16 protein-coding genes are annotated in these 17,461 nt (G+C 72.9%); 4 read left to right on the top strand and 12 right to left on the bottom strand.

From position 1 onward, the window contains the following. The 12 genes from IN07_RS05350 to IN07_RS05295 all read right to left on the bottom strand — a co-directional run. On the bottom strand, nt 1-910 hold a 910-nt coding region (locus IN07_RS05350), incomplete at its 3' end, for an MCP four helix bundle domain-containing protein (protein ID WP_036334159.1). Between the two features lie 116 nt (nt 911-1,026). Then, nucleotides 1,027-1,479, bottom strand: coding sequence for a chemotaxis protein CheW (locus IN07_RS05345; protein WP_052090872.1), 453 nt, complete (start codon nt 1,477-1,479; stop codon nt 1,027-1,029). A gap of 1 nt (nt 1,480) precedes the next feature. Further along, nucleotides 1,481-3,991 (bottom strand): chemotaxis protein CheA, encoded by a 2,511-nt coding sequence (locus IN07_RS05340; RefSeq protein WP_052090870.1) that lies wholly within the window; start codon nt 3,989-3,991, stop codon nt 1,481-1,483. Nucleotides 3,992-4,315: 324 nt separating this feature from the next. Further along, complete coding sequence (otsB, locus tag IN07_RS05335) at nt 4,316-5,059, bottom strand: trehalose-phosphatase (RefSeq protein WP_036334157.1); 744 nt, start codon at nt 5,057-5,059, stop codon at nt 4,316-4,318. Further along, the gene (locus IN07_RS05330) at nt 5,056-6,447 is read right to left on the bottom strand and encodes an alpha,alpha-trehalose-phosphate synthase (UDP-forming) (protein ID WP_036334155.1); all 1,392 of its coding nucleotides are present in this window, start codon (nt 6,445-6,447) and stop codon (nt 5,056-5,058) included. The genes otsB and IN07_RS05330 overlap by 4 nt, the downstream gene beginning before the upstream one ends. A gap of 80 nt (nt 6,448-6,527) precedes the next feature. Next, complete coding sequence (locus IN07_RS05325; protein WP_036334154.1) at nt 6,528-6,881, bottom strand: fluoride efflux transporter FluC; 354 nt, start codon at nt 6,879-6,881, stop codon at nt 6,528-6,530. Further along, nucleotides 6,878-7,258 carry a fluoride efflux transporter CrcB gene (gene crcB, locus IN07_RS05320; RefSeq protein WP_036334162.1) on the bottom strand — a complete coding sequence of 127 codons (381 nt, stop codon included), beginning with the start codon at nt 7,256-7,258 and terminating at the stop codon, nt 6,878-6,880. Before crcB ends, IN07_RS05325 begins: the two co-directional genes overlap by 4 nt. Beyond that, nucleotides 7,258-9,024: an N-acetylglutaminylglutamine synthetase gene (ngg, locus tag IN07_RS05315; protein WP_036334152.1), complete on the bottom strand. Its 1,767-nt coding sequence runs from the start codon at nt 9,022-9,024 to the stop codon at nt 7,258-7,260. Before ngg ends, crcB begins: the two co-directional genes overlap by 1 nt. 63 nt (nt 9,025-9,087) lie before the next feature. Beyond that, nucleotides 9,088-9,846, bottom strand: coding sequence for an iron ABC transporter ATP-binding protein (locus IN07_RS05310; protein ID WP_036334151.1), 759 nt, complete (start codon nt 9,844-9,846; stop codon nt 9,088-9,090). Further along, nucleotides 9,843-10,871, bottom strand: a complete 1,029-nt coding sequence (locus IN07_RS05305; protein ID WP_081975210.1) for an iron chelate uptake ABC transporter family permease subunit — start codon at nt 10,869-10,871, stop codon at nt 9,843-9,845. Before IN07_RS05305 ends, IN07_RS05310 begins: the two co-directional genes overlap by 4 nt. Beyond that, complete coding sequence (locus IN07_RS05300) at nt 10,861-11,880, bottom strand: ABC transporter permease (protein ID WP_197058364.1); 1,020 nt, start codon at nt 11,878-11,880, stop codon at nt 10,861-10,863. Before IN07_RS05300 ends, IN07_RS05305 begins: the two co-directional genes overlap by 11 nt. A gap of 37 nt (nt 11,881-11,917) precedes the next feature. After that, the gene (locus IN07_RS05295) at nt 11,918-12,928 is read right to left on the bottom strand and encodes a siderophore ABC transporter substrate-binding protein (RefSeq protein WP_036334146.1); all 1,011 of its coding nucleotides are present in this window, start codon (nt 12,926-12,928) and stop codon (nt 11,918-11,920) included. A 185-nt stretch (nt 12,929-13,113) separates the two neighbouring features. Here IN07_RS05295 and IN07_RS05290 point away from each other — a divergent pair, with 185 nt between their 5' ends. The 4 genes from IN07_RS05290 to IN07_RS05275 all read left to right on the top strand — a co-directional run bounded on the left by IN07_RS05290 (nt 13,114) and on the right by IN07_RS05275 (nt 17,407). Continuing rightward, the gene (locus IN07_RS05290) at nt 13,114-14,106 is read left to right on the top strand and encodes an aldo/keto reductase (RefSeq protein WP_036334144.1); all 993 of its coding nucleotides are present in this window, start codon (nt 13,114-13,116) and stop codon (nt 14,104-14,106) included. Nucleotides 14,107-14,160: 54 nt separating this feature from the next. Further along, the gene (locus IN07_RS05285) at nt 14,161-14,526 is read left to right on the top strand and encodes a hypothetical protein (RefSeq protein WP_036334143.1); all 366 of its coding nucleotides are present in this window, start codon (nt 14,161-14,163) and stop codon (nt 14,524-14,526) included. Beyond that, entirely contained in the window at nt 14,519-15,013 is a 495-nt protein-coding gene (locus IN07_RS05280) for a hypothetical protein (protein ID WP_231558009.1), read from the top strand. Before IN07_RS05285 ends, IN07_RS05280 begins: the two co-directional genes overlap by 8 nt. A gap of 75 nt (nt 15,014-15,088) precedes the next feature. Then, the gene (locus IN07_RS05275) at nt 15,089-17,407 is read left to right on the top strand and encodes a GAF domain-containing SpoIIE family protein phosphatase (RefSeq protein WP_036334141.1); all 2,319 of its coding nucleotides are present in this window, start codon (nt 15,089-15,091) and stop codon (nt 17,405-17,407) included. Nucleotides 17,408-17,461 lie beyond the last annotated feature (54 nt).

The raw sequence follows: 17,461 nt of genomic DNA, 5'->3' as shown, positions 1-17,461 counted from the left end.
CCGAGGTCTCCTCCGCCGAGGCGGAGATCTGCGCCGAGGACGCCGACAGCTCCTCCGAGGCGGCCGCGACCGCATCGGACGAGGCGACGACGGAGGCCATCACCGAGCGGAGGTTGGTCTGCGCGGCGGCGAGCGACTCGGCCATCTGGCCGACCTCGTCCCGGTCGCGCGCCTCGGGCAGCACGGTCAGGTCACCGTCGGCCATCGCCTGCACGGAGCGCTGCACGGAGCCGACCGTGGCGAGGATCCGGCGGATGACCAGGAAGGCCAGCCCGGCCGCGACGACGATCGAGACGATCGAGACGGTCAGCAGCAGCGTGATGGAGCTGCTCGCCTCGTCGGCGGCTGCGGCGTTGCGCCCCGCCGCCTGCTCGGACTGGGCGATGCCCTCCTCCTCCAGCCCGTCGGCGATGTCGTCGAAGAGCGGCTGCATCGTCTCGCGTACCAGCTGGGCGTAGCCGACGATGTTGCCCGTGGCGCCCGTCGGGAAGGCGGTGGTGGTCAGCAGCTGGAGCAGCGACGCCCGAGCGTCCAGGTACTTGTCCATCGCGGCCTGGTCGACGACGTACGGCTGGTACTCGGCCAGGGCGGCCTCCACGTCGGCCTGCTTCTCCTCCATCTGACCGATCAGCTCCTGCTGCCGGGCCACGTCGGAGAAGGCGTACTCCAGGACGCGGGCGCGGTGCGCCGCGGTGGCCCGCTGCACCGCCGACAGGGAGTTCAGCGGCTTGAGGTTCTCGGTGTAGATGGCCTGCTGGCCGTCGCGCATGTCGTTGATCCGGCCGATCGCCAGCGCGTTCGTGCCGAGGACCACGAGGGCGAGCAGGGCGACGACCGCCCCGATCTTGACGCCGATCGGTCGGTCGGCGAACCACCCGAGCCGCCGAGGGGGAAGAGCTGTGGTGCTCATGGACTGTCTCCAGGTAGGGGGAGCGGATCGGGTGGGGGGCTGTTGGTTCAGGGCGATCGGTCCCCGCTGCTCCCCTCGCGCACCTGCGGAGCGGAGGGAAGCAGCGGGGGAGGGGATCAGGTGCCGACGGCGCGGTTCACGTCGAGGGCGAGGAGCAGCTGGCCGGAGAGCTTGTAGGCACCCCGGATCAGCTCGCGGGCCGCACCGTCGAGCGTGTCCGGCGGGGCCTCGAAGTCGCGGACGTCGACGTCCACGACGTCGGCGATGCTGTCGACCAGCAGGCTGACCGCCTCGCCGTGCAGCCGGACGACGATCACGACGGGCTGCTCACCCTCCGGGCGGGCCGGCCGGCCGAGCCGCTCCCGCAGCTCGATCGCGGTGACGACCTGGCCGCGCAGGTTGATCAGCCCGGCGACGGCCGGCGGTGCCAGCGGCACCCGGGTGATGCTCTGGCTGCGCAGCACCTCCTGGACGTGCTCGACCTCGACGCCGTAGAGGTCGCCGTCCAGCCAGAAGGTGGCGAGCTGACTGGTCGCCGGCACGGTCCAGGCTTCGGTCGCGGTGCTCATGTCAGACCTCCATCAGGGGGGCGGGGGAGCCGGCGCCGTCGAAGTCGAAGGCGTCGGGGGAGGGGAGCCCGACGGGGGGCGCCGTGTAGAAGGCCGGGTCGGCGGCGAGGATGGCCGCCCGGACGTCGAGCAGCTCGGTGACGCGGTCGCCGATGACGGCCGAACCGAGCAGGCCGAGGTCGTCGATGTCGCTGTGCACCGAGGCCTCGCCGTCGACGATGTCGAGGATCTCCTCGACCACGATCGCCACGCTGCGCCCGTGGTCGGCGTAGACGATGACCTCCAGCGTCTCCCGCTCGGTGTCGCCGAACGCGCCCAGGTGCCGGTCGAGCCGGACGATCGGCAGGATCGCGCCGCGGTACTGGACCACCTCGCGGGAGCCCACGCGCTCGACGGTCTCGCTGCGCACCTGCTCCAGCCGGGTGACGGTGTCCAGCGGGATGGCGACCCGCCGGCCGCCGCCGATGGCGGCGAGCAGCATCCGCTGCCGCTCCTGGACGGCGATGGTGACGCTGGCGGCCGCCCGGGCCTCCTGGCGCTCGGCGGTCTCGGCGCGCAGCGCCCGGCGGGCGAGCGCCTGGACGTCGAGGATGAGCGCGACCGCGCCGTCCCCGAGCACGGTGGCCCCGGAGTACAGCCCGATGGCCTTCATCTGGCCACCGACGGCCTTGACGACGATCTCCTCGGTGTTGATGACCCGGTCGACGACCAGCCCGAACCGGCGTCCCTCCGAGCGGAGCACCGCGATGACGACGTGGCCGTCGTGCCGGTCGGAGGGCAGGCCCAGGACGTCGGCGAGGTGCACCAGGGGGAGCAGCTCGCCACGGAGCCGGTAGACCGACGCCCCCCCGACCTCCTCGACGGCGGCGGCGGCCTTCTCGGCGTCCAGGGCGACGAGCTCCTGCAGGCTGATCTGCGGGATGGCGTAGCGGTCGCCGGCGCACTCGATGGTCAGTGCCGGGACGATCGCCAGGGTCAGCGGGATCCGGAGCCGGGTGCAGGTGCCGCGCCCGGGCACCGACTCGACCTCGATCGTGCCGCCGATGGACTCGATGTTGGTCTTGACCACGTCCATCCCGACGCCGCGGCCGGAGACGTTGGTGACCGCGGCGGCAGTGGAGAAGCCGGGCAGGAAGACCAGCTGCAGGATGTCGGCGGGGCTCATCCGGGACAGCGCGTCCGGGGTGAGCAGCCCGCGCTCGACGGCCTTGGCGCCGATCTTCACCGGATCGATCCCGGCGCCGTCGTCGGCGACCTCGACCACGACCTGGCCGCTCTCGTGCCGGGCCCGCAGGGTCAGCACGCCCTCGGCCGGCTTGCCGGCGGCCGTGCGGGCCGCGGTCGGCTCGACGCCGTGGTCGACCGAGTTGCGGACCAGGTGGGTCAGCGGGTCCTTGACCGCCTCGAGCAGGGTCTTGTCCAGCTCGGTCTCCCGGCCCTCCATCTCCAGGCGGACGGACTTGCCGCACTGCAGCCCGAGGTCGCGGACGACGCGGGGGAGCTTGCTCCAGATGTGGTCGATCGGCTGCATGCGCGTCTTCATGACGCCCTCCTGCAGCTCACTGGCGATCAGGTTCAGCCGCTGGGAGGCCCGGACCAGGTCCTGGTCGGTCTGCCGGCCGACGTACTGGACAATCTGGTTGCGGGTGAGCACGAGCTCGCCGACGAGCAGCATCAGGGCGTCGAGCAGGTCGACGTCGACCCGGATGGTGCTGTCGGCCACGGCCCGGCGGCCCGGCTGTGCACCGGCGCGCTCCTCACCGGGCTCCGGGACGGGCTCGGCCGCGGCCGGGGGCAGGGCGGGGGCTTGGACGGGGGCTTGGGCCACCGGGACCTCCATGGGGACCTCCTTCGGGACGTCGACGGCCGGAGCCGGGGCGGGCGGGAGCATCTCGACGGCCGGCACCGGGGCCGGCTTCGGGACGACCGGCGCGGGGGCCTTGGCGGCGCGCGGGGTCTTCGGTGCGGCCTTCTTGGCCGGTGCCTTCTTGGCCGCGACGCGCTTGGCGGGGGCCGGCTTGGCTGCAGCGGGCTCGGCGGGGGCCGCGACTGCCGCCGCCGGGACCTCGACGGGCACCTCGGCCGCGGCCGGTGCGGTCTCCGGCTCGGGCGCGGTCGCCGCGGGGGTGTCCTCGAGGACGGCGCTGAGGGTGGCGACGGTGTCGGCGACCACGACGGAGCCCTCACCGCCGGATGCCTCGATGGCAGCGAGCAGGGCGCGGATGGTGTCGACCATCTGCAGCAGTGCGTCGGTGCGCGTGGGCGTCAGTTCCAGGGCACCGTCCCGCAGCCGGGACAGCAGGTTCTCCCCGACGTGCGCGACCTCCTCCAGCCGGTTGAAGGCCAGGAAGCCGCTGGTGCCCTTGATCGTGTGGATGGTCCGGAAGATGCTCGAGAGCCGGTCCCGTGAACGGGGGTCCTGCTCCAGGGCGACCAGATCCTGGTCCAGCTGGTCGAGGTTCTCGTGGCTCTCCACGAGGAACTCCTCGACGATGTCGTCCAGACCTTCCACGCCTGCCTCTTCCCCTTGGTGCGCCGTGGGGCCTGCCCCGCACAGCGATGGCTTCATCGGCGCCCACCGGTCCACCTGAAGGTGAATTCCGGGCGGGCGCCCGCCTTTTCTGGATTGCCATTCCATGGGTCCGAAATGGTGTTTCATGCCCATGTCGACAATGGCCGCGGATCAGCGTCCGACCTGGTCAGAACGTGAGACCACGGCGTGATGTGACGAATCGGCAGCCCCGGAGACGACTGTGACCGCCGACCCGGGGGCCGACGGTCACAGTGGGGGAGCAGAGGAGGAGAAGGGCCTGGTGAGGCCGGTGGGGCGACCGGTTCAGGCGCGCAGGGCCGCAGCCAACCGCTCGAGGACGGCGCGCACACCGTCCAGGTCGGGCACCCGGTGGGCGGCGGCGGTGTCGCCGTCCCCGACCTTGATCGTCACGCCGTCCGGCGCCAGGGCACGGAAGCCGTCCTCGTCGGTGACGTCGTCGCCGAGGTACAGCGCCCCCTGGGCGCCCAGCTCCTCGCGCAGCCGGAGCAAGGCCGACCCCTTGTCGGCGTCGGTGACCGCCAGCTCCAGCACGTCCTTGCCCGGCTTGGCGGTGAGCGCAGGGTCGGCTCCCGGGCCGGCGGCGACGTCGGCGAGCAGCTGGTCGGCCGCCGCACGGTCGGCGACGGTGCGCACGTGCACCGCGGCACCGGCCGGCTTCTGCTCCAGCCGGGCACCGGGGACGGCCTCGACCAGCGGGGCGAGCGCCGCGGCGAGCTGGTCACGCCGGACGGCGAGGTCGCCGGTCAGCGGCCCGTCGAACTCCGCGCCATGACTGCCCACCCAGCGGAACGGGCCGGTCAGCCCGCTGGTCGCCTGCAGGTCGGCCACCCCGCGGCCGCTCACCAGCGCGACGGTCACCCCGTCGACGGTCGCCAGCCGGGCGAGCAGCTCGCCGACACCGGGCTCGGGCACCGCCGCGGCCGGGTCGTCCCGCAGCCGGGCCAGCACGCCGTCGTAGTCGCTGGCCAGCAGCAGCGGACGGCGTCCGGCCAGCTCGTCCAGCGCCTGGTCGAGGGCGGTCGTCATGCCTGCGCCTGCAGCGACTCGAAGAACGAGTTCGCCCAGTGGTCGAGGTCGTGCTTGGTGACGTACCGGCGCATCGCCTTCATCCGCTTGGCGCTCTCGGCCGGCTCCATCCGCAGCGCGCGCAGCAGCTGCGCCTTCACCCCGGCGATGTCGTGCGGGTTGACCAGCAGCGCCTGCTTGAGCTCGGCGGCGGCCCCGGCGAACTCGCTCAGCACCAGCACACCGCCGTTGTCACCCCGGGCGGCGACGTACTCCTTGGCGACCAGGTTCATCCCGTCGCGGTAGGGCGTGACCAGCATGACGTCGGCCGCGCGGTACATCGCGGCCAGCTCCTCGCGGGGCATCGACTGGTTGAAGTAGTGCACGGCCGGCCCGGCCATCGAGCCGTAGACGCCGTTGATGTGCCCGACCTGCTGCTCGATCGTCTCGCGCATGGTCACGTAGTGCTCGACCCGCTCACGGCTGGGGGTGGCCACCTGCACCAGGACCGTCGAGGGGGCCTCCAGGGCGCCGTCCTCGAGCAGCTCCTCGAACGCCTCCAGGCGCACCCCGATGCCCTTGGTGTAGTCGAGCCGGTCGACGCCGAGCACGATCTTGTCCGGCTGGCCCAGCTCCTCGCGGATCTCCGCCGCCCGGGCCAGCACCTCCGGGGTGCGGGCCAGCTCGTCGAAGGCGGACACGTCGATGGAGATCGGGAACGCCTTGGCGGTGACCGTGCGGCCCTCGTAGGAGACGGTGTTGCCCTTGCACGGGAGGTCGTGCAGCCGCCGGGCGAGGTTGACGAAGTTGCTGGCCGCCGACGGCTGCTGGAAGCCGATCAGGTCGGCGCCGAGCAGACCCTCGATGATCGCCGAGCGCCACGGCAGCTGGGTGAACAGCTCGTAGGGCGGGAACGGGATGTGCAGGAAGAAGCCGATGGTCAGGTCGGGCCGCTGCTGCCGCAGCATCGCCGGCACCAGCTGCAGCTGGTAGTCGTGCACCCAGACGATCGCGCCCTCGGCAGCCACCTCGGCGGCCCGGTCGGCGAACCGCTTGTTGACCTGGACGTAGGCGTCCCACCACTTGCGGTGGTACTCCGGCTTCTCGACGACGTCGTGGTAGAGCGGCCACAGCGAGGCGTTGGAGAACCCCTCGTAGTAGCGGTCCACCTCCTCCTCGGACAGCGGCACCGGCACCAGCGACATGCCGCCGGACTCGAAGGGCTCGGGGGCATCGCCCGCAGCGCCCGACCAGCCGACCCAGGCGCCGCCGCGACCGGCGACGAAGGGCTCGAGCGCGGTGACCAGGCCGCCGGGGCTGCGCTGGTAGCGCGTCGTCCCGTCGGGGTCGGTCACCTGGTCGACGGGCAGGCGGTTCGCCACCACCACCACCGGGCTGTCGGCCTCCACCTGGTCTCCTCCGGTGCGCGTTGATCCACTCATCCCGCCCCGACCCTAGGTGACGGGGCCCACCAGGCGCGCATCGCGGCTCAGCGGGAGAGCAGGAAACCGGCTGCTGCGGCGCCCAGGCCGAGCAGCAGGGAGCCGGTGACGTAGCCCAGCGACCGCAGGACGGCGCGCTCCTCCACCAGCCGGACGACGTCCCAGCCGAAGGTGGAGAAGGTCGTGAGGGTGCCGCAGAAGCCGGTGCCCACCAGCGCCAGGACGGCGGGGGAGACGTCGGACCGGCCCAGCAGCACGCCGAGGACGGCGCTGCCCAGCACGTTGACCGTGAGCGTCCCCAGCACGCTGCCCGGGCCCCGGCGGGCGGTGGCCACCCGGTCGGCGAGCAGCCGCAGCGGCGCACCGGCCAGCGCTCCCAACGCCACCCACAGCGCCGTCACGGCCGGCTCACCACCGCACGACCGGCGGTCAGCCCGGCGGCCACCGCCAGCACGCCCCCGACGACCGAGACCAGCACGTAGCCGCCGGCGAGGGCGACGGCGCCGTCCTCGACCAGCCGTACGGTCTCGACCGCGAAGGTGGAGAACGTCGTGTACCCACCGAGCACCCCGGTGGCCAGGAACGGCCGGAGCCACGGGGAGTCCGGGTGCCGGGCCAGCAGGAGGGCGAGCAGGGCGCCGATCAGCGCACACCCGGTGAGGTTGACCAGCAGCGTGGCCCACGGCCAGCCCCCGACGGGGGAGGGGAACGCCTCGGCCACACCCCAGCGGGCCAGCGCACCGAGCACCCCGCCGAGGGCGGCGGCGACGTAGCCGATCAGCGGCTCGCCCCGCGCGTCTCGGGGAACAGCAGGTCGACGAAGCGGGCCACGGTCGGCTGCGGCTCGTGGTTGGCCAGCCCGGGCCGCTCGTTGGCCTCGATGAACACGTGCTCGGGGCCCGCGACGTCCGGGACCATGAAGTCCAGCCCGGTCACCGGGATGCCGATGGCCCGGCTGGCCCGCACGGCCGCCGCCGCGATGTCGGGGTGCAGCCGGTCGGTGACGTCGTCGATCGTGCCGCCGGTGTGCAGGTTCGCCGTCCGCCGCACCCGCAGCCGCTCGCCCCGGGGCAGGACGTCGTCCAGGGTGTGCCCGGCGTCGGCCACGACCTCCGCGGTGGCGTCGTCCAGCGGGATGCTCGACTCCCCGCCGGTGGCCCGCTGCCGGCGGCGGCTGGTCTCCCGGACCAGCGCGGCCACGTCCTGCCGGCCGTCGCCGACCACCTCGGCCGGCCGGCGGAGCGCGGCGGCGACCACCCGGTGGTCGATCACCACGACCCGCAGGTCGTCGCCGGCGACGAGCTCCTCGACCAGGACGTCGGGGCAGTACTGCACGGCCAGCGCGAGGGCCCGCTCCAGCGCCGGCTCGTCGCGGACGCCCACGGTGATGCCCTTGCCCTGCTCGCCGCGGGCGGGCTTGACCACCACGGCGCCGCAGTCGGCCAGCAGCTGCCGGGCGCCCGCGTCCGCGCCGTCGGCCACCACGGCCCCGCGGGGCACCCGGACGCCGGCCCGGTCCATGATCCGGCGGGTCACCCGCTTGTCGTCGCACCGGCTCATCGCCACCGCGGAGGTGAACTCCGACAGCGACTCCCGGGTCAGCACCGATCGCCCGCCCAGCGCCAGCCGCAGCTCGCCGAACTCGGCGTCGGTGACCTCCACCCGGATCCCGCGGCGCAGCGCCTCGTCGGCGATGACCCGCGCGTAGGGGTTGAGCTCGTTCAGCCCGGGCGGGGGAGCTGCGAACAGCGGGGTGTTGATCGGGTTCTTGCGCTTGACGCAGACCGCGGAGATCCGGGAGAAGCCCAGCTTCCGGTACAGCGCGATCGCCGCGCGGTTGTCGTGCATGACCGAGAGGTCCAGGTGCGCCCGGCCCCGCGCCGCGTAGCGCTCGGCCAGCACCCGCACCAGCGCCTCACCGGCGCCGGCCGGGGCGTCCTGCGCGTCGACGGCCAGGCACCACAGGCTGGCCCCACCGTCGGGGTCGCCGAACGCCAGCTGGTGGTCGACGCCGGTGACCGTGCCGATCACCTGCCCGGTGCGCGTGTCCTCGGCGACCAGGTAGGTGAAGGTGCGGGTGCGGTGGTTGCGCCACATCGTGGCGGCGTCCCCGATGACCATGCCTGCGCGGGAGTACAGCTCGTTGATCCGCTCCATCTCGGCCGCGGAGGTCACGGTGCGCACGAAGACGCCGCGGATGACCTCTTCCCGGGGCCGGTAGCGGTGCAGCGGCAGCCGGTAGACGAAGGAGGGGTCGATGAACAGCTCGTCCGGGGCCATCCCGACGAGCACCTGCGGGTCCCAGGGGTAGACGCAGATGTCCCGCCGCCCGGACTCCTCGGCCCGCAGCGCGGCGAGCACGCCGGAGAGGTCGTCGAAGGTCTGGCCGAACACCAGCCGGCCCCAGCCCATGTCCAGGACGACGTCGTCCTGCATGCCCGCGCGCTCGTGCGCTGTGGGCCGTTGCCAGGACCGGCTGCTGAACGCCGCGCCGACCTCACGGCGGGTGCGGTGGCCGGCCAACCTCCGGGGTGCGCTGGTCACCGGTCCACCGTAGGCGACCGACGTTTCCGCACTGGTTCCACGTGGAACCGCCGCTCGGTCGCCTCAGCCGTGGTACAGCGCAACCGGCTTGCCGTCGATCTCGCGGACGTCGACGGGGGTGTCGTAGACGGCGGCGAGCACGTCGGGGCGCATGACCTCGCGCGCGGGGGCGTCGGCCATCACGATGCCGTTCCGCATGGCGACGATGCGATCGGCGTAGGTGGCGGCGAAGTTGATGTCGTGCAGCACGACGACCACCCGCTTGCCGAGCTCGTCGGCCATCCGACGGATCAGCCTCATGATCTCGGCCATGTGCCGCAGGTCGAGGTTGTTCAGTGGCTCGTCGAGCAGGACGTACTCGGTGTCCTGCGCGAGCACCATCGCGACGAAGGCGCGCTGGCGCTGCCCGCCGGAGAGCTCGTCGAGGAACCGGTTCCGGTAGGGGCCGAGGTCGAGGTAGCCGATCGCGTCCTCGATGTGCTCGCGATCGTGCAGCGTGAGGCGCCCCCGCGAGTGCGGGAAGCGGCCGAACTCCACGAGGTCGTGCACGGTCAGCCGCGCCGCGACGTGGTTGTCCTGGCGCAGCACCGCGAGGACCTTGGCGAGCTCGCTGGACGGCGTCGACGCGACGTCCATCCCGTCCACGGTGATCCGGCCCTCATCCGGCTGGAGCAGGCGGCCCACGAGGCCGAAGAGGGTCGACTTCCCGGCACCGTTGGGGCCGATCAGCGCCGTGACGCCCTCGCCGCCGAAGGTGATGGACACGTCGTCGACCACTGCCTGGCGGCCGTAGCGCTTGGTGACGTTCTCGAGCGCGATCACCGCGCCCCCTTCCGCAGGACGAGGTACAGGAAGAACAGGCCACCGGCGAAGTCGATGACCGTGGACAGGGTGCCGCCGAAGCCGAACAGCCGCTCGAGGACCAGCTGGCCGCCCAGCAGGCAGGTCATGCCGATGAGCACGGCGGCGGGCAGCGTCCACACGTGGCGGAACGACCCCGCGTAGGAGTAGGCGAGGTTGGCGACGATGAGGCCGAAGAAGAGGATCGGCCCCACCAGGGCCGTCGAGGCGGCGATCATCACCGAGACGCCGACGAAGAGGACCATCACCACCCGCTTGTGGTCCACCCCCAGGCCGACGGCGGCCGGCTCGCCCAGCGTGAGGACGTCGAGGGTGCGCAGCAGCGGCGCGACGAGGGCGCAGCCGAGCACGACGAGGCCGGCGGTGAGCGCCAGGAGGGCCTCGTCGGGCCGGGTGAGGGAGGCGAACATCGCATCGGACAGCACCTGGAAGTCCAGCGGGTCGAGCATGCGCTGCATCCACTCGGTGACGCTGCGGAAGAACGTGCCCAGCACGATCCCGACCAGCAGCATGAGGTGGATCGAGCGCCGCTTGCCCCCGAACAGCCAGGTGAACAGCAGCACGCTGAACCCGACCATCACCACGACCTGGATCAGCCACAGCGCGAACTGGTCGAACGCCAGGAACGCCGCTGACCCGGAGAAGAAGACGATGACGGTGGAGATCAGCACGTAGAACGCGTCGAACCCCATGATCGAGGGGGTGAGGATGCGGTTCTGGGTGATGGTGTGGAACACCACCGTGGAGACGCCGACCGCCGTCGCGACGACGAGCATCGCGATCACCGTGAGGCCGCGGACCCTCAGCGCGAAGGCGAGCGACCCGGGGACGTCGGTGAAGAGGTAGCCGGCGGTCAGTGCCAGGACGACCGCGCCGAGCACGGTGAGCCGGGACCGCGGGCTCGCCCAGGAGGCGGCGAGCCGGGAGCGGTGCAGGCCCGCGCTGGGCAGCGCACCGGACTCGGTGGACGTGGGGTCAGTGAGCACGGCTCCGCCTCCGCAGCAGCAGCCAGAGGAACAGCGCCGCACCGACGATGCCGACGATGACCGACAGCGGGATCTCGTAGGGGAAGCGCACGACGCGGGCGATCAGGTCGCAGGCGAGGACGAACACGGCCCCGAGGCCCGCGACCCACGGGATCGCCCGGCGCACGTTGTCCCCGATGATCAGGCTGACCACGTTCGGGACGACGAGACCCAGGAACGGGACCATGCCCGCCGTGACGAGGACCGCGGCCGTGATCACCGCGATGACCACCATGCCGACCGCGACGACCCGCCGGTGGTCCAGCCCGAGGTTGGTGGCGAACTCCTCACCGAGGCCGACCACGCTGAACCGGTCGGCCGCGAACCAGGCGATCCCGACCATGAGCCCGGCGATCCAGAGGAACTCGTACCGCCCCTGCATGACCGTGGCGAAACTGCCCTGCGACCACTGCCCGAGGGACTGCAGGAGGTCGAGGCGGTAGGCGGAGAACGTCGTGACGGCGCCGACGACACCGCCGAGCATGATGCCGACCAGCGGCACGAGCACCAGCTGGCGCACCGGCACGACCCGTACCACCCGCAGGAAGACCCAGGTGCCGAAGAGGCCGAAGACCGCGGCCACGCCCATCTTCCCGACGACGGCCAGGCCGGGGAGGAAGACCATCGTGACGAGCATGCCCAGCGTCGCGAACTCGCTGACGCCCGTGGTGCCCGGCTCCACGAACTTGTTGCGCACCAGCATCTGCATGATCAGGCCGGCGATGCCCAGCGAGGCACCGACCAGGACCGCCGCGAGCGTGCGCGGGATCCGGCTGGCGACCAGCAGGAAGGCGGCATCCCCGCCCGCGCCGCCGCGGGAGAGCGAGCCCGGGGTCACGTCGGAGACGCCGACGAACAGGCCGGTGAGCGCCAGGGCGACGAGGAGGACGCCGATGAGCACCCCCACCCAGGTGCGGCGCGGCCGCGCCGGGACGGAGGTGCTCCTCGGGGTGGTGTCGAGCGCTGTCAACGGGGGCCGGCAGCTGGCTCGATCGAGGCGAACACGGTCAGTCGGCGATCTGCAGGACGTCGTCGATCATGATCTGGGCGGTCTCGATGCCGCCGAACACGACGTACCAGGCCGTCGGGTCCAGGTAGTGGACCTGGTCCTCCTGGAAGGCCGTCGTCTGCTGGACGATCTCGTTGTCGAGCACCTGGGCGGCCGCCTGGGCGCCCTCGGCGCTGGTGGCGGCGTCCCGGTCGACGACCCAGAGGTGGTCGGGGTCCGTCTCGAGCAGGAACTCGAAGGAGACCGGCTCGCCGTGCGTGGCCGCCTCGATGTCCTCCACCACGGGCTCCACGCCGAAGGTGTCGTAGATCAGGCCGCCGCGCGCGCCGCGCCCGCTCGCGTCCTCCCCGGCGGGGGCCATCGCGCTGAGCCGGCCACCCGAGACCATCAGCCCCAGGCCCGTACCGGCCGCTGCGGTGACCTGCTGGGCCTCCGCGATGCCCGCCTCGATCTCGGCGACCGCGGCGGCCGCCTCGTCCTCGTCGCCGAGGACCTCGCCCAGGAAGGTCGTGTTGCGCTCCAGGGTGTCGGTGAAGGACCCGCGCATGCCCAGGTCGACGGTCGGCGCGATCTCGCTCAGGTCGTCGTACAACGCCGAGGACCGGCCTCCGATCACGATGAGGTCGGGCTGCTGGGCCTCGATCTCGACGAGATCGGCCTCGTACAGCGTGCCGGCGTCGAAGGCGTCGTCGGCCAGGCTGTCCTGCAGGTACTCGGGCACGAAGTCGAGCGGCGCGCCCGCGACCTCGCCGCCCAGCGCACCGATGGTGTCCAGGCTGGCCATGTCGAAGACGACGATCTTCTCGGGGTCCACCGGGACCTCGACCGTCGTCTCCTCGAGCTGAGGCTCCTCCTCCTCCGCGGCGGTGTTCCGGTCCCAGGTGAAGGTGACGGTCTCGGCCTCCGCGGCGGCGGTCTCGGTCGCAACGTCGTCCGCACAGGAGGCGAGGGCGAGCAGGGCCGAGAGGGACAGGGCGGCGCCGGCCAGCGGCCGGGGCTTTGTGCGCATGCAGAACTCCAGGGTCAGGCGTTCGAGAAGGTGAGGCTTGCCTTATTTAGGCGTGCCTAACCAAGCAGCCGCTCGCTCGGATGTCACCGTCCCGTGACCCTTTCGTGACCCCATCGGCCGCATCTCCCACTCAGTGGGAACCGGCGCGCGGGTTGCGCACCCCGGGTGCGGGGCAGGAGGGGGCCATGCAGACACGCATGCTCCGCGACCTCACCGTCTCCGCCCAGGGCCTGGGCTGCATGGGGATGAGCGAGTTCTACGGCACCGGCGACCAGGCCGAGGCCGAGCGCACCGTCCGGCGGGCCCTCGACCTCGGCGTCACGTTCCTCGACACGGCCGACATGTACGGCCCCTTCACCAACGAGCGGCTCGTCGGCCAGGCCATCGCCGGCCGCCGCGACGAGGTGGTGCTGGCCACCAAGTTCGGCAACGAGCGCGGCGAGGACGGTTCCTTCATCCGGATCAACGGCCGCGCCGAGTACGTGCACCGGGCCTGCGACGCCTCCCTGCAGCGGCTGGGCGTCGACGTCATCGACCTCTACTACCAGCACCGGGTCGACACCACGGTGCCGATCGAGGAGACCTGGGGCGCGCTCGCCGAGCTGGTGGAGGCGGGGAAGATCCGGCACGCCGGCATCTCCGAGGCCGCGCCGGACACCATCCGCCGGGCGCACGCCGTCCTCCCGGTCACGGCGTTGCAGACGGAGTACTCGCTGTGGACGCGCGACCCGGAGGAGGACGGCGTGCTGGCCACCTGCGCGGACCTGGGCATCGGCTTCGTCGCCTACTCGCCGATCGGCCGCGGGTTCCTCTCCGGTCAGATCCGCAGCGTCGACGACCTCGAGCCCGACGACTTCCGCCGGCGCAACCCCCGCTTCCAGGGCGAGGCCTTCGCCCGGAACCTCGAGCTCGTCGACCGGGTCCGCGAGCTCGCGGCGGCCAAGGGCGTCAGCGCCACCCAGCTCGCCCTCGCCTGGGTGATGGCCCGGTCCGGCCGCGACGGCGCCCCGACGGTCGTGCCGATCCCCGGCACCAAGCGGGTCCGGTACCTGGAGGAGAACGCGGCCGCCGCCGACGTCGTCCTCACCGACGACGACCTGCGGGCACTGGACGAGGCCGCCCCGGCCGGGGCCGCGGCCGGCGACCGGTACCCGGACATGTCCACCCTGCACCGCTGATCCGGCCGCCGGGCAGGATGGGCGCGTGCCACCCACCCTGACCGACTGCCGCCGGTGAGCACCCCGCTCGTCGTCGCCGCGACCGTCGTAGCCGTCGTGCTCGCCGCGCTCGGTGGGCTGAGCACGGCGCTGCGCCGCCGGATCGGCACCGCGCACCTGGCTGGGACGGCGTTGCTGGAGCTGCTGCTGCTGGTGCAGCTCGGCGTGGCGGTGGCCGCGCTCGCCCGCGGTGACCGGCCCGAGGACCTGCCGACCTTCCTCGCCTACCTGATCAGCGTCGTGCTGCTGCCGGTGGCCGGTGTGCTGTGGGCCCGCTCGGAACCCACCCGCTGGGCCGGCACCGTGCTCGGTGTCGCCACGCTGGCCGTCGCCGTGATGTTGTGGCGGCTGCTGGACCTCTGGGAGGTCACCGGTGGCTGACGAGCGTGGGGCGACCGGCGGCGGCGCGCTGGGCCGGCCGGCCCGGGAGGCGACGAGCGCCGCCCCGGGGACGACCCGCGGCCCCGGGCGGGTGCTGGTGGCGCTCTACGGGGTGTTCGCACTCGCCGCGGGCGCCCGGGCGGCGGTGCAGCTGTCGACCCAGTTCGACGAGGCGCCGCTCGCCTACCTGCTGTCGGCCGTCGCCGCGGTGGTCTACGTGATCGCCACGATCGGGCTGGCCCGCGGTGGCCGCGGCGGCCGGCGCACTGCCGTGGTCTCCTGCTCGATCGAACTCGCCGGCGTGCTGGTGGTCGGCACGCTGTCGCTGCTGGACCCAGCGGCCTTCCCGGACGCCACCGTCTGGTCCGGCTACGGGCAGGGCTACGGGTACGTGCCCCTGCTGCTCCCGGTGCTCGGGCTGCTGTGGCTGCGCCACCAGTCCCGGCTCGCCCAGGCCCAGGGCGACGGGCCCGACCGCACCGGGTGACCCGTGCGGGGGACGCCCTCCCGCCCAGCAGCGCTCTGTGGTGCGCAATCGAAGTCCCTCTCGTAACATCACGCAGTGCCGTCCGACAGGCGACCGGTCCAGGTCCCCCGCGAAGCCGCCGCTGCACTGGCCGACGTCCTGCCCGGCGCCCCCGACCAGCCCGAGCAGACCCGCCAGCAGGCGTCCGTCGTCGGGGCCGCCGAGGCAGCGGTCTCCGGGACGGACAGCCAGCGCAGCGCTCAGGCAGCGCTGCCCGGGGTGCTCTCCGACGTCCCGGTCGCCGTGCTGGTCATCGACCAGACCGACGGCACCGTCACGTACGCCAACGCCGCAGCCATCGACCTCGCCGGCAGCGTGCGCCTGCCGGTCGCCATCGACACCTGGGGTGCCTCCGCGGGGCTCACCGACCTCTCCGGTGCACCACTGGCGAAGAGCAGCGGCCCGCTGTCCGACGTCGCCGCCGGGCGGTTGGTCGCCGGTGAGGCCGTCCGGCTCAGCCCCCGGGACAGCTCGAACACCCAGCGCGCCGCCGGCGCCGGCGACGACGCCCACCAGGTGCTGTGGGTGAGCGGCTTCCCGCTGTCCCGGAACGACAGCGAGCAGCGGCTGTCGCTGGTGGTCTTCCTCGAGCTCGACGAGCCCGGCGACGACACGGACCCGGAGACGCAGCTGCAGGCACTGCGGGAACGCGCGGTCGTCGCCACCGACATCGCCTTCACCATCACCGACCCGCGGCAGGAGGACGACCCACTGGTGTGGGTCAACCCCTCGTTCACCCGGATGAGCGGGTACGGCTACGAGGAGAGCGTCGGCCGCAACTGCCGCTTCCTGCAGGGCCCGGCCACCGAGCAGAAGGCGGTCGACGACCTGCGCCAGGCGCTGGCCGACGAGCAGCCGATCACCACCACGCTGCTGAACTACCGCAAGGACGGCACGGCCTTCTGGAACCAGGTCTCGATCACGCCCGTGTTCGACGGTGAGGGCTCGCTGGTCAGCTTCGTGGGCGTGCAGACCGACGTCACCGAGCGGGTCCGGGTCGAGGACGACCGCCGGGCAGCGTTCGCCGCCGAGCGGGCCGCCCGGCAGGACGCCGAGGAGGCCCACGCCTCCGCCGACGCCGCCCGGGTCGAGGCCGAGCAGGCACAGAGCCGGCTGGCGCTGATGGCCGAGGCCACCAGCACGCTCAGCGCGACCTTGGACATGGACGACCTGCTCGAGCGGCTGGCCTCCCTCTGCGTCCCACTGCTCGCCGACTGGGTGTTCGTCACCCTGGTGGACGAGCACGGCTCGGTCTCCGGCACCTCGGCCGCCCACCGGCGGGGGATGACCGAGGAGCTGCGCCGCTTCGCCGCGTTGCGCATCGCCGACCTGCCCGACGCGGCACCCATCCGGCGGGTGCTCCGGTCCAGCGAGCCGGTCCTGGTCCCGGAGATCACCGACGAGATCCTGCTCGCAGCCGCCCCCGACCCGGCGCTGCGTGAGGTGATGGCCGAGCTGGGCACCTCCTCCCAGCTCACTGTGCCGCTGGTCGCCCGCCGCCGCACGCTCGGGGCGCTCACCCTGGTGGCCGAGAGCCAGGACCGGCGGTTCGCAGCCGACGACGTCGACCTGGCCCGCGACCTCTCCCGCCGGGCCGCCATGGCGATGGACAACGTCCGCCTGTACCAGCAGGAGCACACCGTCGCCGAGACGCTGCAGCGCTCGCTGCTGCCCCAGCTGCCGGGGATCCCCGGCGTCACGGCGGCGGCCCACTACCTCAGCGCCTCGAGCTCCGCCGACGTCGGCGGCGACTTCTACGACCTGCTCCACCTGCCCGACGACAGCATCGGTCTGGCCGTCGGGGACGTGGTCGGGCACGACGTCGCGGCAGCCGCGGCGATGGGGCACCTGCGCGGTCTGCTGCGGGCCTGTGCCTGGGACGCCGGCGACGGCGACCCGGGGGAGATCCTCGGCCGGGTCGACCGACTGGTCCAGGGCCTGCACGTGGCCCCGATGGCGACGATGGTCTACGGCCGGGTCGAGCGGCCCAACGCCGACGGGGAGCCCTGGCGCCTGCAGCTGGCCAACGCCGGGCACCCGCCGCTCCTGCTGCGCCACGTCGACGGCACGGTCGAGATGCTGGACGGGGTCACCGGGATGCTGATCGGTGTCGACATGACGCACCGGCGGCAGTCCCGGGCGGTGGAGATCCCGCCCGGGGCGACGCTGGTGGCCTACACCGACGGGTTGATCGAACGGCCCGGCCAGGACATGGACCAGGGGATCGCTGAACTGGTCCAGCGACTCCACGACGCCCCGGTCGACGACGACCCGGCAGCGCTGTGCCTGCACGCCGTCGGCGCCGACCCCGACCGCCGCGACGACGTCGCGGTGCTCGCCCTGCGGTTCGGCTAGTGCCGAGTCAGGCAACCTTCGCCCGCTTGATGGTCTCGGCTCGGCGGATGACCT

Source organism: Modestobacter caceresii (assembly GCF_000761485.1).
In the GTDB taxonomy this organism is placed as follows: domain Bacteria; phylum Actinomycetota; class Actinomycetes; order Mycobacteriales; family Geodermatophilaceae; genus Modestobacter; species Modestobacter caceresii.
Note: the sequence above shows the minus strand (reverse complement) of the source record. Positions and strands in the feature narration are given on the sequence as shown.

Coding starts and splice junctions, on each gene's coding strand:
- IN07_RS05290 (WP_036334144.1), top strand. CDS start 13,114: ATGCAGACACGCATGCTCCGCGACCTCACCGTCTCCGCCCAGGGCCTG.
- IN07_RS05295 (WP_036334146.1), bottom strand. CDS start 12,928: ATGCGCACAAAGCCCCGGCCGCTGGCCGGCGCCGCCCTGTCCCTCTCG.
- otsB (WP_036334157.1), bottom strand. CDS start 5,059: ATGACGACCGCCCTCGACCAGGCGCTGGACGAGCTGGCCGGACGCCGT.
- IN07_RS05345 (WP_052090872.1), bottom strand. CDS start 1,479: ATGAGCACCGCGACCGAAGCCTGGACCGTGCCGGCGACCAGTCAGCTC.